This window comes from Dehalococcoidia bacterium, from assembly GCA_030018455.1.
Classification (GTDB): Bacteria; Chloroflexota; Dehalococcoidia; order DSTF01; family JALHUB01; genus JASEFU01.
Genome location: JASEFU010000007.1, coordinates 59,971 through 76,126, shown reverse-complemented (window position 1 = coordinate 76,126; position 16,156 = coordinate 59,971). Strand labels below are relative to the sequence as shown.

The window sequence follows — 16,156 nt, the reverse complement described above, 5'->3', positions numbered from 1 at the left end:
GGTCCGGCGTCCGTGGAGAGGGCCAAATGGAGAGAAGGGATTCAGCCCTCCACGTCAGTTCGGTAGAAGCAGCCCGGTGGGAATCGTGAGTCCACGCGAGACATGCTCGAAGCGACCGAAATCATACAACGGCTGAGGGCCGCGTACGGCCCCCTCCCGCGAAGACAGCGGCGCGCCCCCCTCGACGAACTCGTCCTGGGGGTGCTGTCGCAGAACACGTCGGACGTGAACTCGGAGCGGGCGTTCGACCGGCTGAAGGCGTCCTTCGCGGACTGGGAGCTGGCCGCGAGGGCGAGCGTCGCCGAAATCGAGGACGCGGTCCGCGTCGGCGGGCTGGGCCCGACGAAGGCCGCGCGCATAAAGGCGCTGCTCGACGAGGTGCGCCGGCGGGGGGGCGCGCTCGACCTGCGGGCGCCGGCGTCGCTGCCGCTTGGCGAGGCGAAATCGTGGCTGGAGTCGCTGCCCGGCGTGGGACCGAAGACGGCGGCCGTCGTGCTCCTCTTCTCGTTCGACATGCCGGCGATGCCCGTCGACACGCACGTACACCGCGTCGCCTGGCGGCTGGGACTCATCTCGCCAAGGGCGTCGACGCGGCGGGCACAGGAAACGCTGGAGTCGATGGCGTCGCCGGGGCACATGTACGACTTCCATGTGTACCTTATCGCGCATGGGCGCCGCACGTGCGTGGCGCGCCGTCCGCGCTGTCCGGAGTGCGCGCTGCGTCAGGGCTGCCCCTCGGCAAAGCTTTACCATCCTTTCTTGGCAGTAAGCAGTTCTTGAACGTGCGGCGGAATTCCGCGAGTAGCGGAGGCGTCTGTGGCCGCGTTAACGGGGGTACAGGAGGCAGGGACCCTGTCAGGGGGTTTGGGAGGTTCCCTCCCCAACTGCGCAGATAGAGGCCGCGAGCCGTGCTTCGAAGGAGGACGTGCGATGTGGCCGACGCATCGAACAGATCCTGCACCTCGGCGGGACCGACGACCGCCCAGCCTTGAAAGGCCCTCCCCGCCATGCTAACATTGACACTTGCGGAGGGATCGCATAGTGGTCTAGTGCGGCCGCCTGCTAAGCGGTTACCCTGGGAAACCGGGGTCATGGGTTCGAATCCCATTCCCTCCGCCATGCACCATCGCGACTTTGCCCCTTCCCGAGGGGCTTTCTTTTCGAAGGGGAGACCGACCTGCGCTACCACATCTGGACGATGGGCTGTCAGATGAACATCGCCGACTCGGCGAAGCTGGCGGCCGGGCTCGACCTGCTGGGCCACGAGCAGACGGAACGCGTCGAGGACGCCGATCTGATCGTCGTCAACACGTGCGTCGTCCGCGAGCACGCCGAGAACCGCGCCGTAAACAAGCTGGCGGCGTTGCGGCGGCTGAAAGCGCGGCGGAACGGCGTCAAGATCGCGCTCACGGGCTGCCTCGTCGGGCCGCACCTCGACGACTTGCGGAAGCGCTTCCCGTACGTCGACGCCTTCGCGCCCCCGCAGGCCTTCGACGAGATCGGCGGGCTTGCCGGCGCGCCCTGCGGCGGCGGCTTCTGGGACGGCGTCTTTCCCGTGCCCGGCGGCCCGACCGCCTACGTGCCGGTGATTCACGGCTGCAACAGGTTCTGCTCGTACTGCATCGTCCCTTACCGGCGGGGCCGTGAGCGCAGCCGCCCGATCGACGAGGTGCGGCGCGAGGTCGAGCGCCTGGCCGCCGGCGGCGCGCGTGAGGTCACGCTCCTCGGGCAGTCGGTCGAGGCGTACGGACACGATTTGCCTGACCGGCCCGACCTCGCCGACATGATGCGCTCGCTTCACGATGTCGACGGGCTGGAGCGCATCCGCTTCCTGACCTCGTACCCCGCCGATTTGACGGAGCGCATAATCGAGGCGGTCGCGGAGCTGCCGAAGGTCTGCGAGTGCTTCAGCCTGCCCCTGCAATCGGGGGACGATGAGGTGCTCGCGCGCATGCGGCGCGGATATACCGTCGAGCAGTACCGCGCGGTCGTCGAAAGCATACGGCGCGCGATGCCGGACGCGGGGATCAGCACCGACGTCATCGTCGGCTTCTGCGGCGAGAGCGACGAGCAGTTCCGCCGCACGTACGACGTGCTGGCGGATCTGCGCTTCGACAAGGTGCACGTGGCCGCCTACTCGCCGCGTCCGGGCACCATCGCCGCCCGCAAGATGGCGGACGACGTGCCGCCGGAAGCAAAGCAGGCGCGGCTGCAGGCGGTCGAGGAGCTGGAGGCGCGGGTGGCGGGAGAGATAAACGCCGCCCTTGTCGGTACTGTTCAGGAGGTGCTGGTCGAGGAACGGCGCCGCGGCAGGTGGAGCGGGCGCACCCGTTCGGGGAAGCTCGTCCACTTCGACGGCGAGCTGCGGCCCGGCGACCTGGCGCGCGTGCGCATCGAGAAGGCGAGCCCGTGGTCGCTGATCGGCAGCGTTATCGAGAGGAAGGCGACAGCGTGACCCCGAGAAGCAAAGCGGATGGGGCGCAGCCCATTGTCGCCGTCTTCGTCGTCATCTTCACCGTGAAGGACGAAGACCTGAAGGTGCTGCTCATCCGACGCGGCGTGGAGCCGTTCCGCGGCTGGTGGGCAATACCGGGCGGACGTCTTCAGCCCGGCGAGACGCTGGACGCGGCGGCGGCGCGCAAGCTCGTCGAGGAGACGGGGGTCAGCGACGTTTACCTGGAGCAGCTCTACACCTTCGGCGAACTCGACCGGAGCGCGCGGGACGGCGCCATCGCTATCGGCTACTTCGCGCTCGTCCCCTACGACAGCGTTTCACTGCCCGCCCGCGAGGACTGGCCCACCGCCTGGTTCTCCCTCAAGGAACTGCCCGACCTTGCCTTCGAGAACAAGACGGTGCTCGACTACGCGCTGACGCGGCTGCGCTACAAGCTGGAGTACACGAACGTGGCGTACAGCCTTCTGCCACCCTTCTTCACGATGAGCCAGCTCCAGTCGGTCTACGAGTCGATACTGGGCCGGAAGCTGGACAAGCGGAACTTCCGAAAGCGCATCCTATCGCTGGGGATCGTGCAGCCGACCGAGAAGACAGTGGTCTTCGGAGCGCACCGTCCGGCCAAGCTCTACACGTTCTCCTCGCGCCGGCCGCAAACGGTCTGACCTCCCCGATCCGTGAGCCTGCGCCGTCGCGACGCTGGGTGACTACGTCATGGTGTTCAGCGGGCCGCGCTCCCACAGCATGTAACCGACGAATCAGGGATCCACAAGAAGAACCGCGATTTCCCGTCCGGCGCCCTTGACAACAGAAGGAACGTGTGTTAGCGTTAGTGTACTAGAGACACTAACCACCCCGCTGCCGTAGGGAAGTGAGAGGAGCCGCCCGATGGTAAAGGAAGCGCTTTTCCACCCCGATACTGCTGCGGCCTGCGAAAACGTCCCGGCGACCGTTCCCCTGGGGGAGGAGCGGTCGTTCGCTTTCTGGCAGCAGGACATCCCTGAGGAGTACTGGCCGCTGGAAGCCGACGAGCTCCGCGAGCGTATCGCGGCGGCGCGACGGGCGCTGGGACCGAGGGCCGCAGTCCCCGGGCACCACTATCAGCGCGACGATATCATACGCTTCGCCGATGTCCGCGGCGATTCGCTGAAGCTGGCGCAGTGGGCAGCGCGACAGTCCGAGGCGGAGTTCATCGTCTTTTGCGGCGTTCATTTCATGGCAGAAAGCGCCGATATCCTGACGGCGCCCCGCCAGGCGGTGATGCTCCCCAACATGGCGGCCGGCTGCTCCATGGCCGATATGGCCGCCCCCGAAGACGTCCTCTCCTGTTGGCGAGAGCTGGAGGAGCTGGGCATCGCCGGAGAGACGGTGCCCGTCACTTACATTAACTCGGCGGCGTCGCTCAAGGCGTTCTGCGGGCAGCGTGACGGTATCGTCTGCACGTCGACCAACGCGCGCGCGGTCGTCCGCTGGGCCTTCCAGCAGAAGAAGCGCGTCTTCTTCTTCCCCGACGAGCACCTTGGCCGCTACACCGGCGTCAGCGCCGGCATCCCCCTCGAGGCCATGCCCGTCTGGGACTACTTCCGCCCGAAGGGGAGTCTCGGTGGCAACGAAGCGGAGCGGCTGCGGGAAAGCCGCATGGTCCTGTGGAAGGGGTACTGCGGCGTCCACCAGCGCTTCACCGTGGAACAGGTACGGCAGGCGCGCGAGCGCGACCCGGAGGTGCGGGTAGCCGTCCACCCCGAGTGCCGGTTGGACGTGATACAGGCGGCCGACTTCTGTGGCTCGACCGAGCAGATCATCCGCGCCGTCGAAGAGTCGCCATCCGGCAGCCGCTGGGCAGTGGGCACCGAGATCAACATGGTGCGCCGGCTGGCCCAGGAGAACCGCGACAAGACTGTCTTCTCCCTCGATCCCGATCCCTGCCCCTGCTCGACGATGTACCGTATTCACCCCGCGTATTTGTGCTGGGTGCTCGAGCGCCTGGTCGCGGGCGAAGTCGTGAACCGCGTGACGGTGGAGCCGGAGACGGCGCGCTGGGCGAAGCTGGCTCTCGACCGCATGCTATCGATAGCGTGAGGCCGGATTCGAAGTCCGCACCGGCCGGGGAATGTTTGGCGCCGACGTGGAGCGATGTCCGCAGTATGGGCGCCGCGCGGAGAGTATGTTGCCCGCTTACGACTACGTCATCATAGGCTCCGGTATCGCCGGGCTCTTCGCGGCGCTCACTGCCCGCGACCACGGTAGCGTGCTCATCGTTACGAAAGGCTCGATCGACGAGTGCAACACGAAGCACGCGCAGGGCGGAATAGCCGCCCCCGTGGGCATCGATGACTCGCCCGCGCTCCACCTCCAGGACACGATCGCCGCCGGCGCGGGTCTCGTAAACGAGGAGGCGGCCCGCATCCTGACGGAGGAGGCGACTGACCGCATCGCCGACCTCGTGCGCTTCGGCGTGCCGTTTGACAGCGTCGACGGCGAGGTGGCGCTCGGCCGCGAGGGTGCGCACAGCCGGGCACGGGTGCTCCACGCCGGTGGCGACTCCACGGGCGCGCACATCGAGCTGTCGCTGAGCAGCCTGGCGCGGATGTCGCGCATCACCGTCCTCGAGTACTGCCTGGCGGAGGAGATCCTGCTCGAGGACGGCTGCGTGCGGGGAGTGCGGGCGCTGGACGCGCGGACGCACAGCCGTCAGGAGTTCGAGTGCCGCCATCTCATCCTGGCGACGGGCGGCTGCGGCCATCTCTACAAGGTGAGCACGAACCCGGACGTCGCCACGGCAGACGGCGTGGCGCTGGCCTACAGGGCGGGCGCCGAAATCACCGACATGGAATTCATCCAGTTCCACCCAACGGCCCTGCGGATGCCGGGCGTGCCGCCGTTCCTCATCTCCGAGGCGGTGCGCGGCGAGGGCGGTGTCCTGCGCAACCGGCAGGGCGAGCCCTTCATGGCGAAGTACCACCCGCAGAAAGACCTTGCGCCCCGCGACATCGTGGCGAGGGCGATCCTCAGAGAGCTCACGCATGACGGCAGCGACCACGTCTTCCTTGACGTGACGCACCTGCCGCCGCAGAAGGTAAGCTCGCGCTTCCCCCAAATCTACCGCTTCTGCCACGAGCGCGGCCTCGACATCACGAAGGAGCCGATACCGGTGTCGCCCGCCGCCCACTACATGATGGGCGGCGTCCGCACGAACACCTGGGGCGAGACGAACCTGCGCGGCCTCTACGCATGCGGCGAGGTCGCCTGCACGGGCGTCCACGGCGCGAACCGGCTCGCCAGCAACTCGCTGCTGGAGACGGTCGTCTTCGCGAAGCGGGCCGTGGAGCGGACGCTCATGGCGGAAGCGCCCGCGGAACCACGGAACGGAGAACAGCTCCTGCCCGAGGAGACGGCCACGCTTCCGACTCCGGAGCCCGGCGAGCCGCCGCGGCTGGACCGCTCGCGGTTGCAGGCGCTTATGTGGGAAGACGTGGGCATCGTGCGATGCGAGGAGTCGCTGCGGCGCGCGAGGGCGACGCTTTCCGCTTGGGCGGCATCGCTGGCGCCTCCCGCCGACCGGCCGTCGCACGAGCTGGCGAACTTGCTGCTGGCGGGTCGTCTCGTCACCGAAGCGGCGCTCCTGCGGGAAGAGAGCCGCGGCGCCCACTACCGCACCGACTTCCCCGAGCCGCGGGACTGCTGGCGCCGCCACATCGTCTTCAGGAAAGATGGCTAGAGAAGCGCTTCCCCCCCTTGACGAGGCGTACCTGGCGCATCTGGCGCGCGCCGCTCTCGACGAGGACGCCGCCGGTCGCGACGTGACGACGCAGGCGCTCGTACCGCCCGACCTCACAGGCAGCGCGACGATTGTCGCCAAGCAGGCGGGGGTCGTCGCCGGGCTGCCGGTCGCCGCCGCCGTCTTCCGCGCCGTTGACGCCGCCCTCGCGTTCGAGCCGCAGGTCGAAGACGGGGCGCGCGTCTCCGCAGGCAAAACGCTGGCCGTCGTGAGCGGGCGCGTCGCGTCCATCCTCAGCGGGGAGCGCGTCGCCCTCAACTTTCTGCAACGGCTTTCCGGCGTCGCTACCGCCACCACCCGCCTCGTCGATGCCGTCGGGGACTTGCCTGCACGCATCCTTGACACGCGGAAGACGACGCCCGGCCTGCGGACACTGGAGAAGTACGCCGTGCGCGCCGGCGGGGGGCATAACCATCGCCGCGACCTGGCGGAAGGCGTCCTCGTGAAGGACAATCACTGGCGGGCGGCGAGAGCACAGGGTAGCGACGCTTGTGGCGTGATCGAACGGCTGCGCGAGAAGGCCCCCGATGCGCGCCTCCCCGACGGCAGGCGCGGCATCGAGGTGGAGGTAACATCAGAGGAGGAGGCGCGGGAAGCCCTCGACGCCGGCGCGGACATGCTCCTGCTCGACAACATGGGGCTGGACGAGATGCGCCGCGTGGTCGAGATGAGCCGCGGGCGGGCCCTAACGGAGGCGTCGGGCGGGATAATGTTGGAGACGGTGCGGGCGGTGGCGGAGACCGGCGTCGACTTCATCTCCGTGGGGGCGATCACGCACTCGGCGCCCGCGCTCGACATCAGCCTCGAACTGGAGGCATTCGGCTAGTCAACCGCGTCTCTGGGACTCCGCCGCCCCTCATGCGAGCGCGGAAGGCTGCCCCGCGGGCTGAAGCCCGCTGCACCTGTCTTCACCCTCCAGCGTTTGGCCCCGTATCGCGGTCTCGGACATGCGGACCACAGGCCCTACCCGACCGCCTCAGCCGACCCTTGTTCTCATTGCCGATACGACAGTAATATGGGCGCGCAACTCAGGCCGGGCGCGGCGCGCGCGGCTGCCCATTTCATCGACACGCGGCTATTCAGGAAGGAGGTCGGCAAGCGCTGTGAGAAGGGTATGTATTGTCTCCGGCGGCATCACCAAGTTCGCCAAGGCCAATCTGTTGACCCAGGAAGCGATGTGCAAGGACGCGCTCGACTACGCCCTCAACGACCTGAATGGTCGCCTGGAGCTGAGGGACATACAGACGACCATCTGCACTTACTTCTCCGATCACTTCAACAGCCAGCTCCTGTTCGATTCGCTGACGCAGGACTACCTGGCGATGTGCCCGCGTCCCTCGATGCGCATCGAAGGCGGCGGGGCGACGGGCGGGCTGGGCATCCGCGCCGGTTATATGGACGTCGCTTCCGGCCTGTCGGACCTCTGCCTGGTCTACGGGTTCGAGAAGATGAGCGAAGTCAGCACGGCGAAAGGGAACGAGTTCATCGCCCTCGCCTCCGACACCGACTTCGACTTTCCGGTCGGCGGCTATTACTCCGGCTACTACGCGACGATGGCGCAGCGTCACATGCACGAGTTCGGGACGACGACGCTCCAGATGGCGAAGATCGCGGTCAAGAACTACGACAACGCCTTCCACAACCGCTGGGCCCAGAAGCATGAGCGCTGGACGGTCGAGGAGGTGATGAACGCGCCCATCATATCGACGCCCCTCACGCGGCCGATGGTGTGCGTGATGAGCGACGGGGCGGCGTGCCTCATCCTCTGCACAGAGGAGTGGGCAAAGCGGCTGCGCCCTAATGGCGACTACGCCGTTATCACCGGCCTGGGCTGCGGGACGGACACGATGCGCCTGGGCGACAGGCCGCGCGGCGACGTTATCCCCCTGCCGGGCGATCCGCCGGGCAAGTACGACTATCTCAAGGGCCGCTGGCCGGGCATCGCATCGTTCCGGGGAGGACGCGAGGCGGCGCGCCAGGCCTACAAGCAGGCAAACATCACGAATCCCGTCGAGCAGCTCGACTTCGCAGAGGTGCACGACGCCTACGCCTCGAGCGAGCTGCAAACGTACGAGGACATGGGCTTCGCGCTCTACGGCGAGGGCGGCCGCTTCATCGAGGAAGGGCATCCTTATGTCAACGGGAAGATGCCGGTGAACCCCTCCGGCGGACTCCTCGCCTGTGGCCACCCTGTCGGAGCAACCGGCATCATGCAGGGCGTCTTCGCGTTGTGGCAGCTCCAGGGCAGGATGGCCGAGCACTGCAGCGACCCGGCCGCCGGAATCGACGGCGCCAACATCCAGGTGAAGGACGCGAAGCGGGGCCTCATCCACAGCCACGCCGGCACCGGCACCTACATCACGGTCAATATCCTCGAACGGCCCGAAGTTGCCGCCGAGAAGTAGATTCGGGGGACGACATGACGCATGTGTACAACACAAACCCGTTGCAGGTCGCTCGACATTACGAGATCGACTACATCCACAGCTACGGCGAGGTGAGCGATTTCTTCCTCGGGTTGCAGCGCCGGAAACTGCTTGCGACACGCTGCCTGAGCTGCGGCCGCACCTGGCTGCCGCCCCGCCGCGACTGCGGCGCCTGCGGGGCGAAAACGGAGTGGTTCGAGGCGCCGCAGGAGGGAAAGGTCCACAGCTACTCGATACTTCACTTCGCCGCCGAGGCCTTCCTCAGCGAAGTGCCGTTCGTGCTCGCGTACATCGAGCTGGAAGGCATCGACACGGTGTTCCTGTCGCGCGTGACGGGCTGCAAGCCGGAAGAGGTCTACATCGGCATGCCGGTGCGGGCCAAGTTCCGCCGGCTGGTCGACTGGACGCCGAACGACGTGGTATTCGTGCCGCAGGACAAGGCGCCTGCGGAGGAGTAGCAGCGAATGGACTTTCGCTTATCGCCGGAGGAAGAGGCGTTCCGGCGTGAGGTGCGCGCGTTCCTCGAACGGGAGTGGCCGCCGCGGGCCGCCACGTTGCCCGACGGCTCTCGCATCGACGCTCCGCCGCCGATAACGCCCGGCTACATGCCGTCACGGGCCGACGAGCTGAAGCTGGGGGCGAAGGGCTGGCTGGCCGTAAGCTGGCCGGTCGAGTACGGCGGCGGGGGCAAGCCCTTCATCTATCAGATGATCGTCGATGAGGAGCTGGCGTACCACAACATCCCCGCCAGCGAGGGCATGGGCCGGACGATAGTGGCACCCACGCTGCTCGCGTACGGCACGGAGCGGCAGAAGCAGGAGTTCCTTCCGCGCTTGGCGAAAGGCGAGATAACGTTCTGCCTGGGCTACACCGAGCCTGAAGCCGGCTCCGACCTGGCGTCGTTGCGGACGCGGGCGGTGGCTGAAGGCGACGAGTACGTGATCAGCGGCAGCAAGATCTATACCAGCGGCGCTGACGCGAGCGAATACTGCTGGCTCCTCGCGCGTACCGATCCCGAAGCGGCGAAGCACCGCGGGCTGTCGCTGTTCATGGTGCCGATGGACTCGCCGGGCGTGACGGTGCGGCCGCTTGCCAACATGCTCGGCGTCGCCTGGTTCAATGAGGTCTTCTTCGAGGACGTGCGGGTCTCCCGGCTCAACCTGGTGGGGGGCGAGAACCAGGGATGGCAGATTGTGACGACGGCGCTCTCCGCCGAGCGCTTCTCGCTGTACCATTGCCGCAGCCAGTTCCGGCTCCTGCAAACGGTTGTGGAGTACGCGCGACGGGTAAAGAAGGGCGGTAGGCCGCTCTTCGGTAGCGCGGCGGTGCGGCAGAAGCTGGCGCAGCTTGCCATCGAGTTCGAGGTGGCGCGGCTCCTGAGCTATCGCGCAGGACTGATGCGCAGCCGCGGGCAGCCGCTGACCTACGAATCGGCGATGGTCAAGATGTTCAACACGGAACTGAGCCAGCGGCTGTACAATGTCGCCATCGACATGCTCGGCCTGTACGGAGGGCTGCTGCCCGATTCGGCGCGGACAGTGCTGGGGGGCGCGGTCGGCCACGGGTACCTCGATGCCGTGCAGGCTACGATCGGGGCGGGCGCGTCGGAAGTGCAACGCGACATCATAGCCCGACGGGCGCTGGACATGCCCCGAGGCTGACGGTGGCCGTGGTCCTCTGCTTCGGAAACCCCTACGTCCCTGAAGATGCGCTCGCCATCGAGCTCGGCGAATCGCTGGAGGCGCCGGGCTTCACGTTCGTCCCCACACCAGCGCCGGAGTCGATCATCGACCACCTGGAAGAAGAACTGTACGTGATGGACGTAGCGGAGGGGGTGAGCGAGGTGACGCTGATCACCGACCCCTCGAAGCTGCGCCTGCCGCCGCGCGTGACCGCGCACGACATCGACCCCGCGCTCTTCTTGCGGCTCGTGGAAACGCTGTACGGGGTCAAGGTGCCGGTCATCGCCCTGCCGATGGGGGTCGAGCGTGAGGTGGTGCGGGGGCAACTGCTGGAGTTGCTGTCGCGGCTGACGCGGGAAAAGGAGCCGGGGGGAGAATAACACGCGGCACCTCAGCCTGAAGGCTGGGGCATACTTCTCATTCTCGTCGAGGCGGCTGCAGCATGGCGGCGGCGCGGCTGAGATCCTCCTCTGTATTAATGTTGAAGAAGGATAGCCCTTCGGGGTCGAAACGCGTCCAGACGTCCTCGTCGACGTAACGCACCCTGACGGCGGGTAGGAATGAGATCACTTTGAGGTGGCCGGCGACGAGTTCGCGGCGCATCGGCTTAAGACAGCTTCGCCGGTACACGGCGTGCAGCGCCTGGGTGCGGCCGCGCCGTCGCGGCATGACGACGTCGTAGCCCTCGCTCAGACGGAGAAGCTCGCGCAGGAGCGGCACGGAGAGCAACGGCATGTCGCAGCCGGTCACGAGGGCCAGCTCGCGCCGCGCCTCCCGCAGACCGCTATAGATGCCACCGAGGGGCCCTTTCGCCGGAAGCACGTCCTCGACTGCGCGCAGCGTCCGGGCGGTTGTGACAGGGGGCAGCGTCTGGCCGGCGGCAGTCACGACGACGATCTCGTCCACTACCACTGCGACCTTGTCTACCACCCACTGAAGCAGGTGCCTGCCGAGCAGGGGCTCTGACGCCTTGTCGCGGCCGAGGCGGGTGCCGGCGCCGCCGGCAAGGACGATTCCGGTGGCCGCGGGAGTTTCTTCGCCGGGTGGCTCCTCAAGCACTTGCTGCTCCCCCTGTACGATCATTCAGAGGCGGGGCGTGCGTCAAGGGGGCGTTTGAGAAACGACGACGCACGTGAGGAGGTCGGCACGGTGGGAAAAGCCGGCGGGAGGACCAGGGTCCCCCTTGCACGCGTTCCGACGGCGAATGCCAATGACCGGAGGCGACCCTGCGAGATCTGCAAGTTAGGCGTCGGTGAAGACGCCGCCGAGAACGACCATCGCCAGCCCGGCAAGGGCGACGAGGGCGAACTCGAGGACGACGGGCCACGACAGGTTGGCCGTAAGGTGGTGCTGGATGAGCCCGCTCGCGACGTAGAAGACGAGCAGCAAGAAGACGGCGGCCAGGAAGCCGTCGAGGGGGGTGAAGTACAGCGCCCAGCGCGCCTCGGCGACGACGAGTCCTATCGCGAAGGAGAAGGCGAGGGCCCTCATGCTCGCCTTCACGATGGGAAACGGCATGAGACCCGGCTCGCGCAGTATCTCGGCTCCGAGGACGGCGCTCACAAGCCCAACACACAGCGCCGCGGGCACCAGATCGAGCTCAAAGCTGTAGAAGACGGCGTACAGGGCGAACGCGGCGAGATAGGCGAAGAGGTTGAGGGTGAAGCGCGCGCCGACGTATGACGCGCTCTCAGTGTCGACGGCTACGTACTCGGCATAAAGCACGGCGCCCATGACAACGCCGGTGACGACGGCCGCCAGTATCGACCAGTAGCCGCCGATCGTGTCCTCGAGAAAGAAGCCGCCTGCAAGCGCGACGAGGGTGGGCACGAGCAGGTACGGCGCGGTGTCGATGGGCTCGCGGAAGAGGCTGTTGGGATGCGAGCGCACGATGCCGTCGGCGCCGAGGGCGACGAGGCCGGTGACGACGATGAGCAGCCAGGGCTTCGTCGGCTCGACGGCGAGGAAGAGGGCGAGGCCGAGGGTGTACACCGCGGCCATGAGGGGAATCTTGCCGGTCTGCGGAACGGCGCTTAGATTCAGGTTCACGGGCGACAGTTTCTCCAAGAAGGCCTCCCCCGAGGACGAAAGCTCCGGCATTTTACCGTTGCGCTTCGGATGGTGTCAACCGCGAACGAGGCGTTGGGGGTGGGGGCGGGGGCGCCGTGCCCGCGAAGCGGGCAGAGGCTGTCGCCCGCGGGCGACAGCCTCGAGCGCCTGCGGCGCTCACGGCGCCCCCACCCCCACAGCGCCCCCACACCCACACACCGCCTCACGCCTCCACGGGCTCCCTCACCTCCGATGCGATCGCCTCGACGACCTCCAATAGAATGTCGCGCCAACCCTCCCCCATCTGCGATCGCCGCAGACGCACCGACCTCGGCCCCACCCAGCTCTGCGCCGGAAGCCGCCCCCGCAGCCTCTCGCGCGGCAACGACACGCCCGATGCCATCCGCAACACTATCTCGTCGCCCTCCGCCTGAATCGACTGCACACGCGCTTCTTCCGCCGCCCCCTTCAACCTCACCACGTACAGCAGCGCCCGCACCGGCCGCGGCAGGGGCCCGAACATGTCCTCCATCTCGCGCGCCAGCTCGTCGATCTGTTGCTTATCGCGCGCGGCCGCCATCCGGCTGTACAGCGCGAGACGCAGGTTCAGGTCTTCGACGTAGCTCTCGGGGATGAACGCCGTGAGCGGCAGGTCGATCATGACCGGCGGGCGCGCCTCCACCGGCGGCGGCGTTTCACCCCGCTGCAACGCCTTCAAGCGCTCGACGGCCTGCGCCAGCAGCTTTGAATAGAGGTCGAAGCCCACTGCGCCGATGTGGCCGCTCTGCTCCGCGCCCAACAGGTTCCCGGCGCCCCGTATCTCGAGGTCGCGCAGCGCGATGCGGAAGCCCGCTCCCAGCTCCGTCGCCTCGAAGATCGTTTGCAGGCGCTTCTGCGCCGGTTCCGTCAGCAGCCGTCGGCGGTCATACAGAAGGTAGGCGTAGGCGCGGTTTATCCCCCTGCCCACGCGACCGCGAAGCTGATAGAGCTGCGCCAGACCGAAGCGCTGCGCCTGATTTATGATGATGGTGTTTACGTTCGGGATATCGATGCCCGACTCGATGATCGTGGTGCAGACCAGGACATCGACCTCTCCCTTCACGACCTCGAGCATCACCCGCGCGAGCTGCTCCTCCGGCATCTGGCCGTGACCGACCGCTATCCGCGCCTCCGGCACGAGATCGCGCAGACGCCGCGCCACCGTCTCGATGCTCTGCACGCGGTTGTGCACGAAGTAGACCTGCCCGCCGCGCTCCATCTCACGCAGGATCGCCTCCCTTATGAGCCGCTCATCATATTCCAGAACGTAGGTCTTGATGGGGAGGCGCTCCTCAGGAGGCGTCTCCATCGTCGACATGTCGCGGATGCCGGCCAGTGACATGTGCAGCGTGCGCGGTATCGGCGTGGCCGAGAGCGTCAGCACGTCCACCTCGCGCCGCATCTGTTTCAAGCGCTCCTTGTGGGAGACGCCGAACCGCTGCTCCTCGTCTATGATGACCAGCCCCAGGTTCTTGAAGGCCACGTCCTTCTGTAGCAGCCGGTGCGTGCCGATCACGATGTCCACACCGCCCGCAGCCAGGTCGCGCACGACCTCCTGCTGCTCCTGCGGCGAGCGAAACCGCGACAGCATCTCGATGCGCATGGGGAACGCCGCCAGCCGCTCCGTGAACGTGAAGTAGTGTTGCTGGGCAAGCACGGTCGTCGGCACGAGCATCGCCACCTGCATGCCGTCCATCACCGCCTTGAAGGCTGCCCTTATCGCCACCTCCGTCTTGCCGTAGCCGACGTCGCCCACCACGAGACGGTCCATCGGCCTCTCCGACTGCATGTCCGACTTGACCTCCCGCATCACATCGAGCTGGTCAGGAGTTTCCACGTACGGGAACGAAGCCTCCATCTCCTGCTGCCACGGGCTGTCAGGCGGGAAGGGATGCCCCATCAGCACCTGCCGTGAGGCGTAAAGCTGGAGCAGCTCCTGCGCCAGCTCGCCTACCGCGCGGCGCACCCGCTCCTTCGCGCGCGACCACTCCTGCGTCCCGAGTCGCGTAAGAGAGGGCGCCGCCTCTCCCGCGCCGATGTACCGGCCCACGCGGTCGACCTGATCGGTGGGAACGAAGAGCTTGTCGCCCTCGGCGTAGTGCAGCTCCATGTACTCGCGCTCCGTGCCGTTCTGCCGCAGCTTCGTCAGACCGGCGAAGCGGGCGATCCCGTGCTCGACGTGGACAACGAGGTCGCCCGGGCGCAGCTCAGACAGGAAGGGCTCGAGCGAAGGCGCCGGCGGTCGAACCGGCCGTCGCTGCTTGACGAAGCCGAAGACTTCCGCGTCCGTAAAAAGCGTGAGCGCGCGGCCGTCGCGCTGGAGAGCCCAGCCCTGCGGCAGCGACCCGTGCACCAGCGACAGCGACCCCGCAGGCGGCGGCCCGTCCAGCGAAAGCGACGGCACGACGATCACGTCGCGCTCGCCCAGCACCTCCGAGAGACGCGCCGATAGCTGCGATACGATGACCGCCGTCTCCTTCCGTCGCGATGCCTCCGCCAGGTCTTTCGCCAGCTCCTGCAACCGGCCGCCGTAGCTCTTCGGCGCCGCGCAGGGAAGGAGGAGCGTGCGTTCGTCGTCCTCGCCGCCGGCCCATCGAGAAACAACGAGCGTGTTCGGCCGCCCGGCCAGCGAAGTGTGCAGTTCCTCCCACGACAGGTTAGGCAGCGGCATGTTCCGCGGCAGCTCTCCCCTGCCGGCCGCCTCGTCGCGCACTTCGGCGACCTGCCGGTCGTGCTCCTCCTGCGCGGCGCTCAGCTCGGGCAGCTCGTCGAGGACGAGCAGCGATGCGCCGGCCTCCTGCGCCATATGATCGAGAAGCGTCGCGCGGGCAAGGAACGGCAAATAGAACGAGTCGTCGTCGAAGCCCTGGCCATCCGCCAGCATGGCCAGCTCCTCGCGGAAGCGCCGCACTACGTCCTCCTGAGCGTTCGTGAAATCGAGCCGCGCCAGCAGTTCGGGGCCGCGCGGCTGCGGCAGCAGCATCTCCCGCGCCGGCCCCAGCGTGACGGAGTCGGTAAGGCGTACCGTCCGTTGCGTCGCCGGGTCGAACAGGCGCAGGCTTTCGACGCGGTCACCGAGCAGCTCAATGCGCACCGGCAGGTCGGCGTCGGGCGAAAAGACGTCGACGATGCCGCCGCGACGGCTGGCTAGGCCGGGCGCGTCGACCAGCGGTTCGAAGCGGTAGCCCCGCTGCAACAGCCGCCTGAGCAGCGGCTCCGGCGAGAGCGCGCCGCCGGCGTTAATGGTCTCGCGCCCCGAGCGCAGCTCTTCCGGCGACAGCGTGGTCTGGCTCACCGCCTGGACCGAGGCGACGATGATCAGGCGCGACGATGGCCGCTCGCTCAGAGCCGACAGGACGCGCAGGCGGTCCCTTATCGCCGGCCAGTCGGGCGCCAGGCGTTCGTATGGGAGCGTGTCGCGACGGGGGAAGAGGAGCACTTCTTCCTCGTCGCCGAGCCACGTCTTCAGCTCCTCCGTCAGCGCCCAGGCTGTATTGGGACGCGACGTCACGACCAGCAGGGGGGCGTCGACGTAGCGCGAGAGCACGGCCAGAAGACAGGCCTTCGCGCCCTCGGCGGCGGCGACGATCCGCCGCTCGCCCGTCGATTCGAGGAGGCGGGCGAGCCGCTCCTTTCCGAGCACATCTTCGATTAGCGGGAGGAGTCCGGTAAGTTTCATGATCAACGCCGAAAAGGGCTGGCCACTGAAACCAGCCCCTTTTCATTGTAG

The 16,156-nt window shown here is 67.4% G+C and carries 13 protein-coding genes and 1 tRNA gene; 11 read left to right on the top strand and 3 right to left on the bottom strand.

The genetic code is table 11. The features are described from left to right. Positions 1–102: 102 nt before the first annotated feature. The 11 genes from nth (at position 103) to QME71_09000 (ending at position 10,718) form a co-directional block, all read left to right on the top strand. Entirely contained in the window at positions 103–780 is a 678-nt protein-coding gene (gene nth, locus QME71_09050; protein ID MDI6858445.1) for an endonuclease III, read from the top strand. A gap of 247 nt (positions 781–1,027) precedes the next feature. Further along, positions 1,028–1,119: transfer RNA gene (locus QME71_09045), tRNA-Ser, on the top strand. A gap of 58 nt (positions 1,120–1,177) precedes the next feature. Then, the gene (locus QME71_09040; protein ID MDI6858444.1) at positions 1,178–2,455 is read left to right on the top strand and encodes a MiaB/RimO family radical SAM methylthiotransferase; all 1,278 of its coding nucleotides are present in this window, start codon (positions 1,178–1,180) and stop codon (positions 2,453–2,455) included. After that, positions 2,452–3,117, top strand: a complete 666-nt coding sequence (locus tag QME71_09035) for an NUDIX domain-containing protein (GenBank protein ID MDI6858443.1) — start codon at positions 2,452–2,454, stop codon at positions 3,115–3,117. The genes QME71_09040 and QME71_09035 overlap by 4 nt, the downstream gene beginning before the upstream one ends. Before the next feature lie 223 nt (positions 3,118–3,340). Further along, positions 3,341–4,531 (top strand): quinolinate synthase NadA, encoded by a 1,191-nt coding sequence (nadA, locus tag QME71_09030; GenBank protein MDI6858442.1) that lies wholly within the window; start codon positions 3,341–3,343, stop codon positions 4,529–4,531. 85 nt (positions 4,532–4,616) lie between these two features. After that, positions 4,617–6,170, top strand: coding sequence for an L-aspartate oxidase (gene nadB, locus QME71_09025; GenBank protein MDI6858441.1), 1,554 nt, complete (start codon positions 4,617–4,619; stop codon positions 6,168–6,170). Next, positions 6,163–7,056, top strand: coding sequence for a carboxylating nicotinate-nucleotide diphosphorylase (nadC, locus tag QME71_09020; protein ID MDI6858440.1), 894 nt, complete (start codon positions 6,163–6,165; stop codon positions 7,054–7,056). Before nadB ends, nadC begins: the two co-directional genes overlap by 8 nt. A gap of 277 nt (positions 7,057–7,333) precedes the next feature. Continuing rightward, positions 7,334–8,635: a thiolase domain-containing protein gene (locus QME71_09015; GenBank protein ID MDI6858439.1), complete on the top strand. Its 1,302-nt coding sequence runs from the start codon at positions 7,334–7,336 to the stop codon at positions 8,633–8,635. A gap of 14 nt (positions 8,636–8,649) precedes the next feature. Beyond that, positions 8,650–9,114, top strand: coding sequence for a Zn-ribbon domain-containing OB-fold protein (locus QME71_09010; GenBank protein MDI6858438.1), 465 nt, complete (start codon positions 8,650–8,652; stop codon positions 9,112–9,114). Positions 9,115–9,120: 6 nt separating this feature from the next. Further along, on the top strand, positions 9,121–10,317 hold the full coding sequence (locus tag QME71_09005; GenBank protein ID MDI6858437.1) for an acyl-CoA dehydrogenase family protein: 1,197 nt from the start codon (positions 9,121–9,123) through the stop codon (positions 10,315–10,317). 2 nt (positions 10,318–10,319) lie between these two features. Then, positions 10,320–10,718 carry a hypothetical protein gene (locus tag QME71_09000; GenBank protein MDI6858436.1) on the top strand — a complete coding sequence of 133 codons (399 nt, stop codon included), beginning with the start codon at positions 10,320–10,322 and terminating at the stop codon, positions 10,716–10,718. 37 nt (positions 10,719–10,755) lie between these two features. On the opposite strand, the gene QME71_08995 is transcribed toward QME71_09000, so the two are convergent. The 3 genes from QME71_08995 to mfd form a co-directional block, all read right to left on the bottom strand. After that, positions 10,756–11,397, bottom strand: coding sequence for a molybdenum cofactor guanylyltransferase (locus QME71_08995; GenBank protein MDI6858435.1), 642 nt, complete (start codon positions 11,395–11,397; stop codon positions 10,756–10,758). A 183-nt stretch (positions 11,398–11,580) separates the two neighbouring features. Beyond that, the gene (locus QME71_08990) at positions 11,581–12,405 is read right to left on the bottom strand and encodes a hypothetical protein (protein MDI6858434.1); all 825 of its coding nucleotides are present in this window, start codon (positions 12,403–12,405) and stop codon (positions 11,581–11,583) included. Between the two features lie 205 nt (positions 12,406–12,610). Beyond that, positions 12,611–16,105: a transcription-repair coupling factor gene (gene mfd / locus QME71_08985; protein ID MDI6858433.1), complete on the bottom strand. Its 3,495-nt coding sequence runs from the start codon at positions 16,103–16,105 to the stop codon at positions 12,611–12,613. Positions 16,106–16,156 lie beyond the last annotated feature (51 nt).

Bases quoted from the DNA above. Each gene is read 5' to 3' on its own strand.
- nth (MDI6858445.1), top strand. From the start codon at position 103: ATGCTCGAAGCGACCGAAATCATACAACGGCTGAGGGCCGCGTACGGC.
- nadA (MDI6858442.1), top strand. From the start codon at position 3,341: ATGGTAAAGGAAGCGCTTTTCCACCCCGATACTGCTGCGGCCTGCGAA.
- nadB (MDI6858441.1), top strand. From the start codon at position 4,617: ATGTTGCCCGCTTACGACTACGTCATCATAGGCTCCGGTATCGCCGGG.
- nadC (MDI6858440.1), top strand. From the start codon at position 6,163: ATGGCTAGAGAAGCGCTTCCCCCCCTTGACGAGGCGTACCTGGCGCAT.
- QME71_09010 (MDI6858438.1), top strand. From the start codon at position 8,650: ATGACGCATGTGTACAACACAAACCCGTTGCAGGTCGCTCGACATTAC.
- QME71_09005 (MDI6858437.1), top strand. From the start codon at position 9,121: ATGGACTTTCGCTTATCGCCGGAGGAAGAGGCGTTCCGGCGTGAGGTG.
- mfd (MDI6858433.1), bottom strand. From the start codon at position 16,105: ATGAAACTTACCGGACTCCTCCCGCTAATCGAAGATGTGCTCGGAAAG.